At 44.0% G+C, this 16,923-nt stretch carries 16 protein-coding genes and 1 pseudogene; 15 read left to right on the plus strand and 2 right to left on the minus strand.

The window, feature by feature from the left end; genetic code table 11:
• Positions 1–162: 162 nt before the first annotated feature.
• Positions 163–390, plus strand: a pseudogene (locus SNR28_RS12910) (DUF3622 domain-containing protein); the annotation flags it as partial.
• Between the two features lie 178 nt (positions 391–568).
• Here SNR28_RS12910 and SNR28_RS12915 read toward each other — a convergent pair.
• The gene (locus SNR28_RS12915; protein ID WP_375752927.1) at positions 569–1,789 is read right to left on the minus strand and encodes a M28 family peptidase; all 1,221 of its coding nucleotides are present in this window, start codon (positions 1,787–1,789) and stop codon (positions 569–571) included.
• 62 nt (positions 1,790–1,851) lie between these two features.
• The gene (locus SNR28_RS12920; RefSeq protein ID WP_375752929.1) at positions 1,852–3,321 is read right to left on the minus strand and encodes an aminoacyl-histidine dipeptidase; all 1,470 of its coding nucleotides are present in this window, start codon (positions 3,319–3,321) and stop codon (positions 1,852–1,854) included.
• A gap of 959 nt (positions 3,322–4,280) precedes the next feature.
• Here SNR28_RS12920 and SNR28_RS12925 point away from each other — a divergent pair.
• The 14 genes from SNR28_RS12925 (at position 4,281) to pgpA (ending at position 16,898) form a co-directional block, all read left to right on the plus strand.
• Complete coding sequence (locus SNR28_RS12925) at positions 4,281–5,570, plus strand: NCS2 family permease (RefSeq protein WP_375752931.1); 1,290 nt, start codon at positions 4,281–4,283, stop codon at positions 5,568–5,570.
• Between the two features lie 90 nt (positions 5,571–5,660).
• Positions 5,661–6,119 (plus strand): xanthine phosphoribosyltransferase, encoded by a 459-nt coding sequence (gene gpt / locus SNR28_RS12930; RefSeq protein WP_375752933.1) that lies wholly within the window; start codon positions 5,661–5,663, stop codon positions 6,117–6,119.
• Positions 6,120–6,217: 98 nt separating this feature from the next.
• A complete protein-coding gene (gene frsA / locus SNR28_RS12935; protein WP_375752935.1) occupies positions 6,218–7,459 on the plus strand; it encodes an esterase FrsA in 1,242 nt (413 codons plus the stop codon).
• 94 nt (positions 7,460–7,553) lie between these two features.
• The gene (gene crl / locus SNR28_RS12940; protein ID WP_375752937.1) at positions 7,554–7,940 is read left to right on the plus strand and encodes a sigma factor-binding protein Crl; all 387 of its coding nucleotides are present in this window, start codon (positions 7,554–7,556) and stop codon (positions 7,938–7,940) included.
• 131 nt (positions 7,941–8,071) lie between these two features.
• Positions 8,072–9,184, plus strand: coding sequence for a glutamate 5-kinase (proB, locus tag SNR28_RS12945; RefSeq protein WP_375752939.1), 1,113 nt, complete (start codon positions 8,072–8,074; stop codon positions 9,182–9,184).
• Between the two features lie 10 nt (positions 9,185–9,194).
• On the plus strand, positions 9,195–10,445 hold the full coding sequence (locus SNR28_RS12950; protein WP_375752940.1) for a glutamate-5-semialdehyde dehydrogenase: 1,251 nt from the start codon (positions 9,195–9,197) through the stop codon (positions 10,443–10,445).
• Positions 10,446–10,482: 37 nt separating this feature from the next.
• A complete protein-coding gene (gene nrdR / locus SNR28_RS12955) occupies positions 10,483–10,932 on the plus strand; it encodes a transcriptional regulator NrdR (RefSeq protein ID WP_375752941.1) in 450 nt (149 codons plus the stop codon).
• 8 nt (positions 10,933–10,940) lie between these two features.
• The gene (gene ribD / locus SNR28_RS12960) at positions 10,941–12,050 is read left to right on the plus strand and encodes a bifunctional diaminohydroxyphosphoribosylaminopyrimidine deaminase/5-amino-6-(5-phosphoribosylamino)uracil reductase RibD (RefSeq protein WP_375752942.1); all 1,110 of its coding nucleotides are present in this window, start codon (positions 10,941–10,943) and stop codon (positions 12,048–12,050) included.
• Between the two features lie 53 nt (positions 12,051–12,103).
• The gene (locus SNR28_RS12965; RefSeq protein ID WP_375752944.1) at positions 12,104–12,763 is read left to right on the plus strand and encodes a riboflavin synthase; all 660 of its coding nucleotides are present in this window, start codon (positions 12,104–12,106) and stop codon (positions 12,761–12,763) included.
• Between the two features lie 50 nt (positions 12,764–12,813).
• Positions 12,814–13,923, plus strand: coding sequence for a bifunctional 3,4-dihydroxy-2-butanone-4-phosphate synthase/GTP cyclohydrolase II (gene ribBA, locus SNR28_RS12970; RefSeq protein ID WP_375752946.1), 1,110 nt, complete (start codon positions 12,814–12,816; stop codon positions 13,921–13,923).
• A gap of 255 nt (positions 13,924–14,178) precedes the next feature.
• Positions 14,179–14,649, plus strand: coding sequence for a 6,7-dimethyl-8-ribityllumazine synthase (ribE, locus tag SNR28_RS12975; RefSeq protein WP_375752948.1), 471 nt, complete (start codon positions 14,179–14,181; stop codon positions 14,647–14,649).
• The gene (nusB, locus tag SNR28_RS12980) at positions 14,649–15,116 is read left to right on the plus strand and encodes a transcription antitermination factor NusB (protein WP_375752950.1); all 468 of its coding nucleotides are present in this window, start codon (positions 14,649–14,651) and stop codon (positions 15,114–15,116) included. The genes ribE and nusB overlap by 1 nt, the downstream gene beginning before the upstream one ends.
• A gap of 294 nt (positions 15,117–15,410) precedes the next feature.
• Entirely contained in the window at positions 15,411–16,391 is a 981-nt protein-coding gene (gene thiL, locus SNR28_RS12985) for a thiamine-phosphate kinase (protein ID WP_375752952.1), read from the plus strand.
• Entirely contained in the window at positions 16,392–16,898 is a 507-nt protein-coding gene (gene pgpA, locus SNR28_RS12990) for a phosphatidylglycerophosphatase A (protein WP_375752953.1), read from the plus strand.
• The last annotated feature ends 25 nt before the right edge of the window (positions 16,899–16,923 follow it).

Consider the following 16,923-nt stretch of genomic DNA (forward strand, 5'->3'; position numbering starts at 1 on the left):
TTTTATCTCAACTGGCTGTGCGCGTGGTGAGATTGCTCTCAACCGATATTAAGTTAAGACTATTGAAACGCGAGCTATTGATGCTCGCGTTTTTATTTGCAGCTATTTTGTCGCGATTGTGCTCTAATGCGCGCGAATATTGAGTATCAGGAAATGAATTGCATGAGCAGTAAAAAATTTAGCTTTAGAGTTGTAGAGAAGCGCAATGGCTGGGCTGCGGAAATTATCCGTCAGGTATCAGCAAGAAGAACCGTTGTTTCTAAGCGTGAGATGGGCTTTGAAACGGAAGCTGAAGCAACTGCATGGGCGGAGAAAGAGTTGCCAGCATTTATCGCTCTTCAGTCAGAACGCAATAAGCGTAAAAGCGAGCAGCGTAAAGCAAAAGAAGAGTGATTTATTAATATCTGAAAAGTTATACGGCCATATTTCAAAAGTTTAAAACTAGGTGGGTAAGGTGGAACAAACATACATGGGCATGGATGCCCATGTTTAAGCGCACATGGATGTTAGACCGGGCTGGCGATCCAGCGGTTTGTGGAACCTTACCTTCCTAGTTATTATTTGCGATTTAAATGTGATCTAAACGAATATGGCTATTCATTAGATCATCACGGCTAATACCTTTTCCGTCATTCAACGTATTGAAGTGACGCAGTAGCCCGGCGATAGCGTGGATAGACGCAAGTAGGTCACCCGTGTGTGCAGACTCAGAAGAAGTGTGCATATTACGGATCGGGTAGCCAATAGTAATTGCCGCACTATCAACACCTGCAAGCGCTGCTGCCATGCCATCAGTACCCATATCACGCCCAGAGAAGTCTAGCTGATAAGGGATTTCGTTTTCACGACACACAGTTTCCAGCTCCTGAACCAGATATTCAGAAGAAACCGAACCGCGGCCAATAGTAAAGCCATCACCCATCTTCAGAGGGTTCATGTTACGGCTACCGATACCCGGAGCAGCTTCGTAATCGTGGTTTACGTCTGTAGCGATTAGAACGTCAGGTTTCAGCTCACCAACTACCTGCGTTGAGCCAAAGCGGCCAATTTCTTCGTGAGTAGCTACTGTGTATAGAACACGCACGTTATCCAAACCTTCTCCAGCAAGCATACGAGCGATCTCTGTTACTGAGAAACAGCCTAAGCCGTTATCCAGATATGCACCGTAAAAAGTGTCTGGAGAAACACCACGCTTGATAGGGCGGTTAAGCAAGATAGGATCGCCCGGACGCAGACCAAGAGCTTCAACCTGCTTCTTACGATCTTCACCGTGAGTATGCAGCTCAAGGTAGATAGATTCAGGTTTGATGCCCTGATCACCAGAACGCTGTTTAGGTGTTGAGAAGTGAATCGCACCAAGTGCTTCAACCGTGCAACCTTCGATCATCTTATAACGACCAGGCTTTTCTGGGTTTTGGCAGAATACCTGAACTTCATGACCGATCAGCGTGGTAGGTAAGAATGAATCTGTGTTAATCCATACTTTTCCATCGTTATCTATTTTACGTACTTGCATACGGATTTTATCAGCGTGACCAACGATCATTACGCTAACCAGATCATCACGACCAGGGTGTGAATCGAAGACTAGCCCTGCATTACCTTTAAACTGGTGGATACCCCAACCCTGAGGCATGAAGGATTCAAACTCCGGCTTGATAACACCATAGGTCATTGCGGCTTCGAAACCGATAGGAGACGGAGCTGCCAGTACTTTGGACATAAACTCAAACTGGCCCTGAGGCATTGGCTGTTGCCAAACCTGCACTTTTGTATTTTCTGAACTCATATGTGACTCTTAAAAGAAAAAGCCTCCGTAGAAACGGAGGCATAAACAATATATTTAACTAATTATTTTTTAGGAATATTTTCTAGAATTGCTACCATTTGCTCCCAGAATAGAGCAACGGTGTCGATTTTCACTTTCTCATCTGGAGAGTGAGGGAACTTGATTGTTGGACCAAAAGAAAGCATGTCCATTTTTGGATATGGTTCTTTGAACAGGCCACACTCAAGACCAGCGTGAATAACCATGATATTTGGCTTGTTACCGTAGATACCTTCATACACATCGCGGAACGTTGCCATAATTTCTGAATCTGCATCTGGTTTCCAACCTGGGTATGCACCTGAACACTCGATAGAGGCTTTAGCCAGTTCAGCCACTGATTTCAGCATGCTTTCAACTTGTTGACGACCAGAGTCCATTAGTGAGCGAACTAGGCAAAGAACTGTTACTTTATCCTCTTCAGTTGTAACAACACCAACGTTAAGGGATGTTTCTACGACACCTGGAATGTCATCGCTCATGCGGATAACACCGTTAGGGCAAGCGTTCATTGCTGCAATAAAGCGCTTCTGTTCTTTCAGTCTGAATGGTTTTGCAGTTTCATCCACAACTTCATACAAAGAAAGAATATCAGTTTCAACTTTACCCAGTTCTTTAGTCAATAGGCTTGTAAAGTAAGTAAACAGCTCATTCAGGCGGCCTTCATTAGCCATAGGAACGGCTACAACTGCAAATGCTTCGCGAGGAATAGCATTACGCAGGCTACCACCACGGAAATCGATAAGCTTCAGCTCAAGCTCTTCTGCGTGCCCGGCTAAGAAGCGAGCCAGAAGTTTGTTTGCATTGCCGCGACCTGTATGAATGTCACATCCAGAGTGACCGCCTTTCAGGCCTTTTAGAGTAAGCTGACGCGTTACATATCCAGCAGGTAGCTCTTCACGTTTGATGTCAAACGTTAGAGATGCGTCAATGCCTCCGGCACAACCCATGTAAACTTCGCCTTCCTGTTCGGAGTCGGTGTTTAGTAGGATGTCGCCTTCCAGCCAACCTTCTTCCAGACCGAATGCACCGGTCATGCCCGCTTCTTCATCAATTGTCAGAAGTACTTCAAGTGGACCGTGCTTGATTTCATTTGAATCCAGCACAGCCAGGCAAGATGCCATACCAATACCGTTGTCGGCACCAAGAGTTGTGCCTTTCGCAGTTACCCACTCACCATCAATATAAGGTTGAATAGGATCTGTCAGGAAGTCGTGTGCGGTATCCTCGTTCTTCTGAGGAACCATATCAATGTGAGCCTGAAGAACGACACCTTTGCGATCTTCCATGCCTGGAGTGGCTGGCTTACTGATAAATACGTTACCTGTACTATCTCTGCGAACACTTAATCCTTTTCTTTCTGCCCATTCAACAATGTAAGTAGCCAGAGCTTCTTCGTGCTTTGATGGGTGAGGTATAGAGCAAATCTTGTCAAAGAACTGCCAAAGTGTTGATGGCGCTAAATTGCTAATCTCGGAATGATTTTTGGACACAGATAACTCCTTAAGCCTTATAAACCAGAATTATTGATTGTTCTTATGTGTTTTGGTCGAACAATTGATTGCTTTCCGGACTATTAAAAAAAGTTTGGGAATAATACCACTGCAATCCCTGCGACAGAAGGGGATTGAGCATATTGATACCTCATAATTAACAATAGCCAATCATTAATAAAAATGTAATTAAATTACAGTAAAAGCCATAAAATCAGAAAAGTGTGATTTAAATCTCTTTTTGGGTTGTAATTAAATTTCAGTTTGATATATTAGTACTCAACTTCTGAACAGAAGAATAAAACGCTCAAAGGATGAGTCCGAATATCGCCTCCAGGGAACCGAGATACTAACTAAAAGTATTAATTTTATTTAAAGGTGATAAATATGAACAACTTAGATTACAGAAAAGTGTGGTGCACAAAAGCAATTTTTGAACACGGTTTTCGTTACCCAACATACTTTGGTTACCAGAAGTAACCATCATATGTAACTGAACATGATTATGTTCGCCCCTATTGATTTGAAATTTTTTTACTTGTTAAAGATTTGATTCTTTATAGCGCTGCCAAAATTGGTGGCGTTTTTTTATTTCCCAAATGTAATCCATTACATTTTTTATCTGATTTTGTCCGCTTCAGTATGCGACGCTGGTAAAGGCACATTTATCCCGTGTTAGTTTCGATAATTCCCCTCTCACCAAGCATGAAATTTTATCTCTTGATTAATCTCTATTCGGAAAAAACCAAAGAGAAAAACATCTATTATTTTATGTTTTTCAGGTGGTTACCATGATTGGTGGCGTGAATGATATTGTTATGGGTTAATTAAGGTATTAAAAAATGTTATTACCGTCACAAATTTCCCTAGAAATTGCATTTTGATAACTTTATAATTCGCAGCCAATCGATTACGCAAACGTTTACTTTGTTATTTTTATATTTTAGGGACCAATAATCATGTTGGAGAAACTATTTAAACTCAGTGAGAACAAAACCAATGTTCGCACAGAAGTTATTGCAGGTGCGACAACCTTTTTGACTATGGCTTACATCATTTTTGTAAACCCTGCGATTCTGTCTGCGACCGGTATGGATAAAGGATCGGTCTTTGTGGCAACGTGTCTTGCTGCTGCTATTGGCTGTTTCATTATGGGTATTGTTGCAAACTACCCGATCGCTCAGGCACCAGGTATGGGCTTAAATGCGTTCTTTACTTATTCAGTTGTTCTTGGAATGGGCCATACGTGGCAAGTAGCGCTTGCTGCGGTATTTGTTTCTGGTGTTCTTTTCATTCTACTAAGCATATTTAAGATTCGTGAGTGGATTATCAACGCGATCCCAATGTCTCTTAGAACGGGTATCTCTGCTGGTATCGGTCTGTTCCTGGCGTTTATCGCACTTCAGGGAGCGGGCATTGTTGGTGATAACCCAGCAACCTTGGTTTCTATTGGTGATGTGACTTCACTGAAAGCAGCACTTGCTGCATTTGGTTTCTTTTTGACTATTGCACTGGTTCATCGTGGTCTTAAAGCTGCGGTAATGATTGCAATTCTTGTTGTAACAGCTCTGGGTGTAGCATTTGGTGACGTTCAGTATGGTGGCCTGATGTCAACGCCACCAAGCATTGCTCCTACTTTTATGCAGCTTGATTTTGCTGGCGTGTTTGAAGTGGGCATGATCTCAGTAATTTTTGCTTTCTTGTTTGTTGACCTGTTTGATACTGCGGGCACACTGGTTGGTGTTGCTACTAAGGCTGACCTTATTAAGGAAGATGGCAAACTACCTCGCCTGAATCGTGCACTTCTAGCTGATTCAACAGCAACATCCGTTGGTGCATTGCTTGGTACTTCAAGCACAACGTCTTACATTGAAAGTGTTTCAGGTGTTTCTGCTGGTGGCCGCACAGGTTTGACCGCAGTTGTTGTTGGCATTTTGTTCCTGCTTGCATTATTCTTCTCGCCACTTGCAGGTATGATCCCAGCATACGCGACATCTGGTGCATTGTTTTATGTTGCAATTCTTATGATGTCTGGTCTGGTTTCTATTGACTGGCGCGATCTTACTGAGGCAGCTCCAACTGTTGTTGTATGTTTGCTAATGCCTCTGACTTACTCAATCGCAGATGGTATCGCGCTTGGCTTTATCGCTTATGCTGCTATCAAAGGCCTAAGTGGTAAGGGCAGAGAAGTTCCAGTTAGTGTCTGGGTTCTGGCTGTAGTTTTCGTTCTTAAGTTTATGTTCGCTTAATCGAAGCTAAACAATTAAAAAGTTAGTAGAAAGCGTGTTGTCCAAATTGGTCAGCACGCTTTGTTATATAAGCTAATCAGGTTAATAATTATGACTAAAAAATTCATCATTACTTGGGACAATATGCAGATGTATTGTCGCCAACTTGCTGCAAAACAAATGCCTGCAGAACAATGGAAAGGCATTATCGGTGTTAGCCGTGGTGGTCTTGTACCAGCAGCTATCCTGGCTCGCGAGCTAGGTATTCGCTATGTGGATACCGTTTGTATCTCTAGCTACGATCACGATCATCAGCGTGATATGACGGTAGTGAAAGCGGTTGAAGGTGATGGCGAGGGTTTCCTGATTGTAGATGACTTAGTAGACAGTGGTGACACTGCTCGTAAGCTTCGTGAAATGTACCCTAAAGGTAAATTGATCACTGTTTCTGCTAAGCCAGCAGGTGCAGATCTGGTTGACGATTATATTGTCGATATTGATCAGGATACCTGGATTGAGCAGCCATGGGACATGGAAATGGCTTATGTTGATCCTATTTCAAGGCAGTAATTGAAAAGATTTTGCTTTTTTATTGAGAAGTGGCCCTGTATTGGGCCACTTTTTTTTATATGATTTAAGGGTTCAATAACAAGAATATAGACCCGCAAATGTCAGATAAAATAAAAAACCTTTCAGAAACGCTTTTTGTTAAACATAAACAGGCAAAAGAGACATCAGGTCTCACCAACTATATGCCAAGCAGCAAAGAGTTTTTGGAAACCAAGCAGAATCGAGATGGTTACCGATGGTATCGAAACCTGAGGCGCTATCAATGGATCTGGCAGGGAATCGATCCTATCGAGCAAGAAAGTGTATTGGCGAAAATCGCATCTTCTGAGCATTCAAGAACGGATGATGACTTATTGGATACTGTCATGGGATACCACTCTGGGAATTGGGCTTATGAGTGGACTGCGCTTGGAATGGAGCATCAGAAAAAGGCTTCGAAGCTGGAAGGTGACGCTGCATCAGATGAACTCTACACCGCCAGCTTGTGTTTTAGCCTTGCGGGTTATCCTCACCTTAAAGGAGATAACCTGGCACTACAGGCGCAAAGCCTTGCTTCCGCTGCTTTTGAGGAGTCTATGAAGTGTAGTCGATACACTATGCGACAGATTTCTGTGCCTTTTAAAGGTAAAAAGATTACGGCGAATCTGCACTTGCCTCACACTGAAAGGCAACTGCCTGTTGTCATTCTTGCTACGGGTTTAGATAGTCTGCAAACAGATATGTACCGAATTTTCCGTGATTATCTTGCACCAAAAGAAATTGCGATGTTAACGCTGGATATGCCATCTATCGGGGCGAGTTCTTCATGGCAGCTGACAGAAGATTCTAGCTGTTTGCACAAAGCGCTCTTAGATGAACTTCCTAATGTTCCATGGGTTGATCACTTCAAAGTCGGCTTAATAGGTTATCGATTTGGTGGTAATGCAATGGTTCGTTTATCCTTCCTTGAGCAAGATCGAATCAAGGCCTGTGTCGCTCTTGGTGCACCACTTCACCAGACATTTGCCTCTTCTGAGAAAATGAAGAATATGTCAAAGATGTATCTGGATGTATTAGCTTCCAGACTTGGTAAAACAGCGGTAGATATTAATAGTCTTGCAGGGCAGATGGCTGCGTGGTCGCTTAAGGTGCAAGGATTTCTGGCAAGCAGGAAAACAAAAGTACCGATTCTTGCTATTTCTCTGGAAGGGGACCCGGTCTCTCCTCACTCTGACAACAAATTGGCTGCGCTATTTAGTATAGGTGGAAAAGCAAAGCAGATTTCGTCTAGATCTATCTCTTACGGATATGAGCAATCTCTTGATTTAGCAATAAACTGGCTTGAAGATGAACTAATTTGATGACTTTTGTTTCAATTTAGTTAAGCATAGTGATTCAATAATGTTATGCATATATTGAGCTAAATATAAAAAATGGAAACGGAGGTTCACAACCATGACGGAAGTGGCTAGTCCAACACACTACCGATTACTATCGGCATTGAAAGCAGTAGGCCCATATCTTAGAGAACCCGATTCAAGCGAAGGAAAATACGTTTTTGATTGTCTTTCCGCTTGTGTCGATGACAAGAAATCTCCAGAGGAAAGAGAGTTCTGGGGTTGGTGGATGGAGCTTGAGGAAACCGACTCAGGTTTTGTCGCTTGCTTTAAAACCGGTATATACAACCTAGAAGGAACCTGGGATAAAGTTGAAGTGCCGGAGAACGCAAAAGATGAAGTGAACCGCACACAACAAGAGTTTATGAAAAAACTCACCAAGGCACTGAAAGAACGCTTTGAACTAAGCTTTGAATTACACCCAGAATCTGAAGAGTTCATCTGATTTTGGGGAATTAACATCAGTATTACCTAAAAAGGCGCTTTAAGCGCCTTTTCTTCTTGTGTAAACCCCGGATGCTTGTTAAAACGTAACATCAATTTTAGATTACTTGAATATAAGTAAAGGGTGAGAAAGTGACACAACCAAAAACAGTGGTAGTGAAGCTTGGTACAAGCGTTTTAACGGGTGGTACATTAGCACTGGATAAAGCTCATATGGTTGAGCTAGTGCGTCAGTGTGCCAATTTAAGAAAACAAGGCCATTCTGTCGTAATGGTTTCTTCGGGTGCAATTGCAGCCGGTAGAGAACACTTAGATTACCCCGCACTCCCCAATACAATGTCAAGTAAGCAGCTACTCGCAGCGGTTGGCCAAAGTCAGCTGATTCAGGTCTGGGAATCTCTTTTTGCTATATATGGCCTTAAGATCGGCCAAATGCTACTAACGAGAGCCGATCTGGAAGATCGAGAGCGATTCCTGAATGCACGCGACACCATCAATACACTGCTCGACAACGGAATTATTCCGGTTGTAAATGAAAATGATGCGGTTGCCACTTCAGAAATCAAAGTTGGTGACAACGATAACCTTTCTGCTCTCGTTGGTATTCTTTGTGGGGCAGATAAGCTCCTGCTGTTAACTGACCAACCAGGACTGTTTACCGCTGATCCGCGTAAAGACCCTGATGCAGAGCTGATTCGTGAAGTATCTACAATAGACGAAACACTGCGAAAGATTGCTGGAGGTAGCGGAACCACACTGGGTACAGGTGGCATGGCAACCAAGCTTCAGGCTGCAGACATTGCAAGAAGAGCGGGTATAGAGGTTATTATTGCGGCAGGTAGTGCTGAAAATGTGATTTATGAATCACTGAGCGATCAGCCTCATGGCACCAGATTTTTGCCTCTGCCCGAGGCCTTAGAAAATAGAAAGCGTTGGATTTTAGCTGGGCCGTCGGCATCTGGAGATATTGTCATTGATGCAGGTGCTGCGAAGGCTGTTGTTGAAAGAGGTAGCAGCCTGCTTGCGAAAGGTGTAACAAAGGTTACTGGTACTTTTGCTCGTGGTGAAGTTGCACGCGTAAAAACAGAAAAAGGGGAGCTTGTGGCGAAAGGCATATCAAGCTACTCCAGTGAAGATTTAACAAAAATCATCGGAAAACACAGTAAAGATATCGGCTCAATATTGGGTTACGATCATGGATCGGAAGTGATTCACCGTGATGATTTAGTAGTGATACAAGAATAAGGGAAGCAATATGGAACTGATTACAATGGGTAAAGCAGCAAAAGAAGCTGCTTTCCATCTGGCGACTGCATCGACTGCTCAAAAAAACCGAGCTCTGCAGATTATTGCTGACGAACTGGAAGCGAATGCGGCAACGATTCTGGCTGCGAACGCTAAAGATATCGAAAAAGGTCGCGAAGCTGGCTTGACGGAAGCACTTCTTGATCGCTTACTGTTGAACGAACAGCGCTTAACTGGTATCGCAAATGATGTTCGCAACGTGATCAGCCTGAACGATCCTGTTGGTAGTGAGATTGACAGTAAAGTGCTTGAAAACGGAATGTCGCTTTCTCGTCGTCGCGTACCACTTGGTGTTGTAGGCGTTATCTATGAAGCTCGTCCTAACGTAACGATCGATATCGCAGCACTATGCCTGAAAACAGGTAATGCAAGTATTCTTCGCGGTGGTAAAGAGACCTTCTTCTCCAACATGGAGCTGGTTAAAGTAATTCAGACGGCACTGGAAAAGGCCGGTTTGCCAGCCGCATCAGTACAGTACATTGAAAAACCGGACCGAGAACTTGTTAGTCAGCTTCTTAAGCTAGACGACTACGTTGATATGATCATCCCACGTGGTGGTGCTGGTTTGCACAAAATGTGTAAAGAGAACAGCACAATTCCTGTCATTATTGGTGGATTTGGTATCAGCCACGTATTTATTGACGAAAGTGCGCAGCTTGAGAAGTCTGTCGATGTCGTAGAAAATTCAAAGGTTCAGCGCCCATCAGCTTGTAACTCTTTGGATACGCTTCTGGTTCATGAAAAAGTCGCGGCCGAGTTCTTACCTAAATTGGCTGAGCGCCTGAATGGTCAGGTAGCATTTGTTGCGGAACCAAAGGCTAAAGCGCTTTTAAGCAATGCTGAAGAGATTCGTGATGTAGCCGAAGGTGATTTCGATACAGAATGGTTAAGCTATACCCTTGGTGTGAAGGTGGTTGCTGATGTTAAAGAAGCCATTGTTCATATGCGTGTTCACAATGCCAGCCACTCTGATGCAATCATGACCGATAGCCTTGAGAATGCGGAACTGTTCATAAACTCGGTCGGTTCGGCTGCCGTTTATGTCAATGCGTCTACCCGATTCACTGATGGTGCTCAGTTTGGACTAGGTGCTGAAGTCGCTGTGTCTACTCAAAAGCTGCACGCTCGTGGCCCTATGGGGTTGGAAGAACTAACGAGTTACAAATGGGTTGGTAAAGCGAATTACCTGCCAAGAGCATAATAAACAGAAGTAAAAGCTATTATAATTCGGAGGCTATATGCACTGCCCATTTTGTTCGGAAAATGATACTAAGGTGATTGATTCGCGTTTGGTGGCCGATGGTCATCAGGTTCGCCGCCGTCGTCAGTGTCTTGCTTGCAGTGAACGTTTTACTACCTTTGAAACCGCAGAACTTGTGATGCCAAAGGTGATTAAGTCAAATGGGAATCGTGAACCATTTAATGAAGACAAGATGGTTGGTGGCATACAGCGTGCGCTAGAAAAAAGACCAGTTAGCGCAGATGCGATAGAATTGGCGATCAGCACGATTAAGTCCCAGTTACGAGCAACAGGTGAGCGTGAAGTACCTACCGAGATGATCGGGAATCTGGTTATGGATCAGCTAAAAGTGCTGGATAAGGTTGCTTATATCCGATTTGCCTCTGTTTATCGTAGCTTTGAAGATATCCGCGAATTTGGCGAAGAGATTGCTAAGTTAGAGGATTAGAAAACCGAATGCAATTTAGCAAAACCGATTATCAAATGATGTCCCGGGCTATTCAACTCGCCAAAGGGGGCATCTTTACCACTCATCCAAATCCCAATGTAGGCTGCGTTATCGCAAAAGATGGTGAAATCATAGGTGAAGGATTTCATTATCGAGCAGGTGAACCGCATGCTGAAGTTCATGCTCTCCGTGCCGCTGGCGACAGTGCAGAAGGGGCGACTGCTTACGTTACTTTAGAGCCTTGTTCTCACTATGGCAGAACCCCCCCGTGTGCTGAAGCACTGATAAAAGCAAAAGTATCCCGAGTCATTTGTGCGATGGAGGATCCTAACCCTCAAGTCGCTGGACGCGGTGTTAACATGCTGCGCGATGCTGGCATTGAAGTGGGTGTTGGGCTGCTGGAAGCTGAATCTAATGCATTGAATCCTACTTTCCTGAAAAAGATGCGAACTGGGATGCCTTATGTACAGTTGAAGCTCGCTTCGAGTTTAGATGGTAAAACAGCACTTTCAAATGGTGTCAGTAAGTGGATAACGTCTCCTGAAGCACGACGGGATGTACAGCGATTTCGCGCCCAGTCTGGTGCTATCTTATCAACCAGTAAGACCGTTATTGAAGATAATGCTTCTTTGACAGTGCGTTGGAGTGAATTGCCAGATTCGATTAAGAATCAATATTCAGAAAGCGAAGTAAGACAACCAGTAAGGGTCATCCTGGATCGTCAGAATCAGTTAGAACTCAAAAAAGATGAACTGGCTTTGTTCAAAGCAGAGAGTGAAGTGATATCTGTTTCCGAGCGCGAGCAGTCTGACTTAACGGTTCCACTGGACGCAACGGGAAATCTCGATCTTAAAGAAACCCTTCAACGTTTAGCCAAAGAGCAGAATATCAATCATATATGGATTGAAGCAGGGGCGACGCTGGCTGCAAGTCTGATAGAGCAAAAGCTGGTTGATGAACTGATTTTGTATCAGGCGCCTAAGCTAATGGGTGGAGACTCACGTAGTTTAATCAATATGTCTGGGTTAACAGAAATGAGCCAGGCAGTTGAACTTGATATCAAAGATGTTCGGATGGTTGGGCCGGATGTCAGAGTTATTGCTACTATAAGTAATTAAGCAATACATAAAAAGCAACGCATTAAAAAGCATCAATATCCAAAGAGCGAAGTATGTTTACAGGAATCATTGAAGCAGTTGGAGTTCTGACTGCAATCACACCTAAAGGTGAAGACATCTCTATTACAGTAGAGTCCGGAAAGCTTGATATGTCGGATGTAAAGCTGGGAGATAGCATTGCTACCAATGGTGTTTGCCTTACGGTTACCTCTTATTCAGAAAATAGCTATACCGCTGACCTTTCTCTCGAAACTCTAAATAAAACAGGGTTCACTCAGTATTCTGTAGGCGATAAAGTTAATCTGGAAAAAGCGATGTTACCGACAACCCGATTTGGCGGTCATATTGTATCTGGTCATGTTGACGGTGTTGGCACTATTGTTGAGCGTAATCAGGTTGGCCGGGCGGTTGAGTTTTGGGTAGAGATGCCCTCAGAGCTGACTCGTTATGTCGCTCAAAAAGGTTCTGTGACCGTTGATGGTATCAGCCTGACTGTGAATGATTTACGCAAGAATGCTTTCAAGCTGACTATCGTTCCTCATACTTCAGAAGAAACCACAATTGACAGTTTCAATGTTGGCCGAAAAGTAAACCTGGAAGTGGATGTTCTTGCCCGTTATATGGAACGACTGCTTATGTCGACTAAGGCTGAACGAGAGTTACCGGAGTCGAAAATTACGATGGACTTTTTACAGAAAAACGGTTTTGCCTAATCTAATAACACAGCCTGTATATTAGGGCGTACAAAAAGGAAATAACAACAATGCCTATTAGCACTTCGCAGGAAATAATTGAAGATATTCGTCTTGGTAAAATGGTGATCCTTATGGATGATGAAGACCGCGAGAATGAAGGCGACATCATTATGGCGGCTGAGCATGTAACGCCAGAATCGATCAACTTTATGGCGACACATGGCCGTGGTCTTATTTGCCTTACGATGACGAAAGATCGTTGTGAGACTCTTGGCCTGCCACCAATGGTTCAGGATAACAATGCTCAGTACACAACGGCATTTACTGTGTCTATTGAAGCGGCTGAAGGTGTCACAACTGGTATTTCTGCGGCAGACCGTGCTGTTACAGTACAAGCGGCTGTAGCAAAAAATGCAAAAGCAGCAGATTTGGTTCAGCCAGGTCATATATTCCCGCTAACCGCTCAGGAAGGTGGTGTTCTGACTCGTGCGGGTCATACGGAAGCGGGTTGTGATTTAGCGCGTTTAGCAGGCCTTGAGCCGGCATCGGTTATCGTTGAGATTCTGAATGAAGACGGCACCATGGCACGACGCCCTGATTTGGAAGTCTTTGCTGAGAAGCACGGCATCAAGCTTGGTACCATCGCAGATCTTATCGAATACCGTAACAACACTGAGACAACCATTGAACGCGTGGCAGAGTGTAAGCTACCGACTGAGTTTGGTGAGTTTGACCTGATTACTTATCGTGACACTATCGACAACGAGATTCACTACGCACTGCGTAAAGGTGAGATAACAGAAGATCCATGTTTGGTTCGTGTTCACCTTCAGGATGTGTTTACCGACGTACTTCGTTCAAACCGAAACGCTGATCGTAGCTGGACTCTTGATAGTGCAATGAAGCGTATTAATGCTGAAGGTGGTGTACTGGTTATTCTGGGTCATGAAGAATCTACCGAACTGTTAATGCACCGAGTAAAAGCATTTGAAGCTCAGGATAAAGGTGAAGCACCAACAATGGCGAAGAAACAGGGTACATCTCGCCGTGTAGGTGTCGGCTCTCAGATTCTTGCAGATTTGGGTATTCATAAGATGAAGCTTCTTTCTTCATCTGACAAACGCTACCACGCGCTTGGCGGATTTGGCCTTGAAGTGACAGAGTACGTTTGTGAGTAATAGGCTGTAGTCGAGCTACGTCCTGTTGATAATGTAAAGCGCAAGAGATTGACTCTTGCGTTTTTTGTTTCATTCTATAAATCGCCAATCGCCAATCGCCAATCGCCAATCGCCAATCGCCAATCGCCAATCGCCAATCGCCAATCGCCTAAGTAAAACTCCCATTCACCAGCTAAATTTTCCATAGATCTTGCTCACAAAACTGTGCTAGAATCCGGCGATTCTCACTTGACGAAAATAGTTGAAGGAAGGCTTATGAAAGTGATCGAGGGTGGATTCCCGGCTCCAAACGCAAAAATTGCTATCGTTATTTCTCGTTTTAACAGCTTTATTAACGAAAGTCTGCTATCTGGTGCTATCGATACTTTAAAGCGTCACGGACAGATTAGTGACGATAATATCACCGTTGTTCGTTGCCCTGGTGCAGTAGAACTTCCTCTTGTTGCTCAGCGTGTAGCAAAAACAGGTAAGTTTGACGCTATCGTTTCTCTGGGTACGGTAATCCGTGGTGGTACACCGCACTTCGACTACGTTTGTAGTGAATGTAACAAAGGTCTTGCGCAAGTGTCTCTGGAATATAGCCTTCCAGTAGCATTTGGTGTACTGACTGTAGACACTATCGATCAAGCTATTGAGCGCGCAGGAACCAAGGCTGGTAATAAAGGTGCAGAGGCTGCACTAAGCGCACTAGAAATGATCAACGTACTATCTGAAATCGATTCCTAATGGGGGCCAGTGTGAAACCAGCCGCACGTCGTAATGCACGTCAGTTTGCTCTGCAAGCTATCTATTCTTGGCAGATTACTAAAGAAAATGTTGCCATTGTTGAAGAGCAATTTTTATCTGGTGATAAGTATGATGAAGAAGAGCATCATGCGTCTGAGCCTGCACTTAAAACACCTGAAACTGACGTTGAATACTTTCGCGACTTGTTAAGTGGTGTGGTACTTGCTCACACTGAACTGGACAGCAAACTTCGCCCTTTCCTTTCTCGTCCAATGCAAGATTTGGATATGATGGAACTTGCACTGCTTAGATTGGCAATGTACGAAATGACGCGTCGTGAAGATGTTCCTTACAAAGTGGTTATCAACGAAGCGATTGAACTTGCAAAAGTATTCGCAGCAGAAGACAGCCACAAATTTGTGAATGGTGTTCTTGATAAAGCAGCACCACACGTTCGCAAGAAGTAAGTCTTAAGTGAATGATTGAAAAGGTCAGCAAATTAGCTGGCCTTTTTTGTATCTTTTGTTTGAGGGATATGTAGGTAATTGGATTGCTGGGGATGCTTTCTGGAATGAGCATGCTCCGCAATAAGTTTACGGGGTAACGTTAGCTGGTTTAAAGCGGCTCGATGGAAGAAAGCATCCCCAGTAAGCCACTGGGTGCACTCATTTACGAATATCTGGTAAACATAAACTCTAGCTAACTGTTATACTTCATCGCATCCTGTAAACAATAACCAAAACAAGGATTAAGTTTCTCCAATGTCAGGCGAATTCAGTCTCATCGACAAATATTTCTCCAACCGCCAATCTCAACGTAAAGATGTTCAGCTTTCTCTTGGTGATGATTGCGCGATAGTCCAACCTCCAGAAAATGTTCGAATAGCGATTAGCACAGATACGCTGGTGGCGGGAACGCATTTTCTTCATGATGCCAATCCTGCTTGGGTTGCTCATAAAGCGCTGACCGCTAACTTAAGTGATTTAGCTGCAATGGGTGCAACTCCTGCATGGGTATCAATGGCGATAAGCATGCCAGAGCCTGATGAAGAGTGGCTCAAGCCGTTTTGCGATGCTTTTTTTGAACTGGCAGATTATTTTTCGGTGCAGCTAATCGGTGGCGATACAACGAAAGGGCCTTTGAGCGTTACTTTGACGGTACAAGGGTTTGTCCCTGAAAAAAGGGCATTGATGCGAAGTGGAGCGAGTCTGGGTGACTGGATTTATGTAACCGGAAACCTTGGTGACAGTAAAGCTGGGTTGGACGTTATTTTGGGTAACGTTGACAGAAGTAAGCCATTCTCTGAGGAGCTTGAGAAAAGGCATTACCTCACAACGCCAAGAGTTGTTGCTGGACAAGCGCTATTAAATGTCGCATCGTCCTGCATCGATATTTCTGACGGTCTGGTATCTGACATACAACACATTATGAAGCGCTCAGAAGTAGGGGCGACTATCGATGTGAGCACGCTTCCTATGTCTAAAGAGCTGATAGACTTTTGTGATGATCGTGAACGCGCAATTCAGTATGCATTAACCAGTGGCGAAGAGTACGAACTGTGCTTTACCGTGCCTGAAGAGCATCGAGGTAGCCTTGAGAGCACGCTTGCTCATATTGGAACAGAAGTCACCTGTATTGGCCAGATAAGGCCACAGGGAACATTTGAGCTGATGCGTGATGGCAAGCTTGTAGACTGGTCTCTTTCTGGTTTTGACCACTTTAACACTAAGCAGGATAGATAAATGACAAACCCGCTGGATCGCATCTCTCTTTCCAATCCATGGCATCTGTTAGCTGTTGGATTTGGCAGTGGCCTTTCCCCAATCATTCCTGGAACAATGGGTACATTAGCTGCCGTACCGTTTTATCTGCTACTGGCACATACACCGCTCCCAGTTTACCTATTGCTAACGCTCGTATCTTGTTTGGTGGGTATAAAGATTTGTCAGGTTACATCAGATGATATGCAGGTGCATGATCACGGCTCTATTGTCTGGGATGAGTTTGCTGGGTTTTGGATTACCATGCTGGTAGTTCCTCTATTTGGACTGCCTGTATTCGACTGGAAAATTATTTTAACTGGTTTCGTTCTTTTTCGCTTTTTTGACATGGTGAAGCCATGGCCAATAGGTTGGTTAGACAAAAGAATGCATGGCGGTTTAGGTATCATGATTGATGATATTGTTGCCGGGGTTATCGCTGCGGTGGGATTGTATATCTGTTGCGTGTATTTTGGCTGGATGGTCTAGTTCAGAGAACTGAATTGCTCCCACG

The organism is Vibrio iocasae (assembly GCF_042245395.1).
In the GTDB taxonomy this organism is placed as follows: Bacteria; Pseudomonadota; Gammaproteobacteria; order Enterobacterales; family Vibrionaceae; genus Vibrio; species Vibrio iocasae.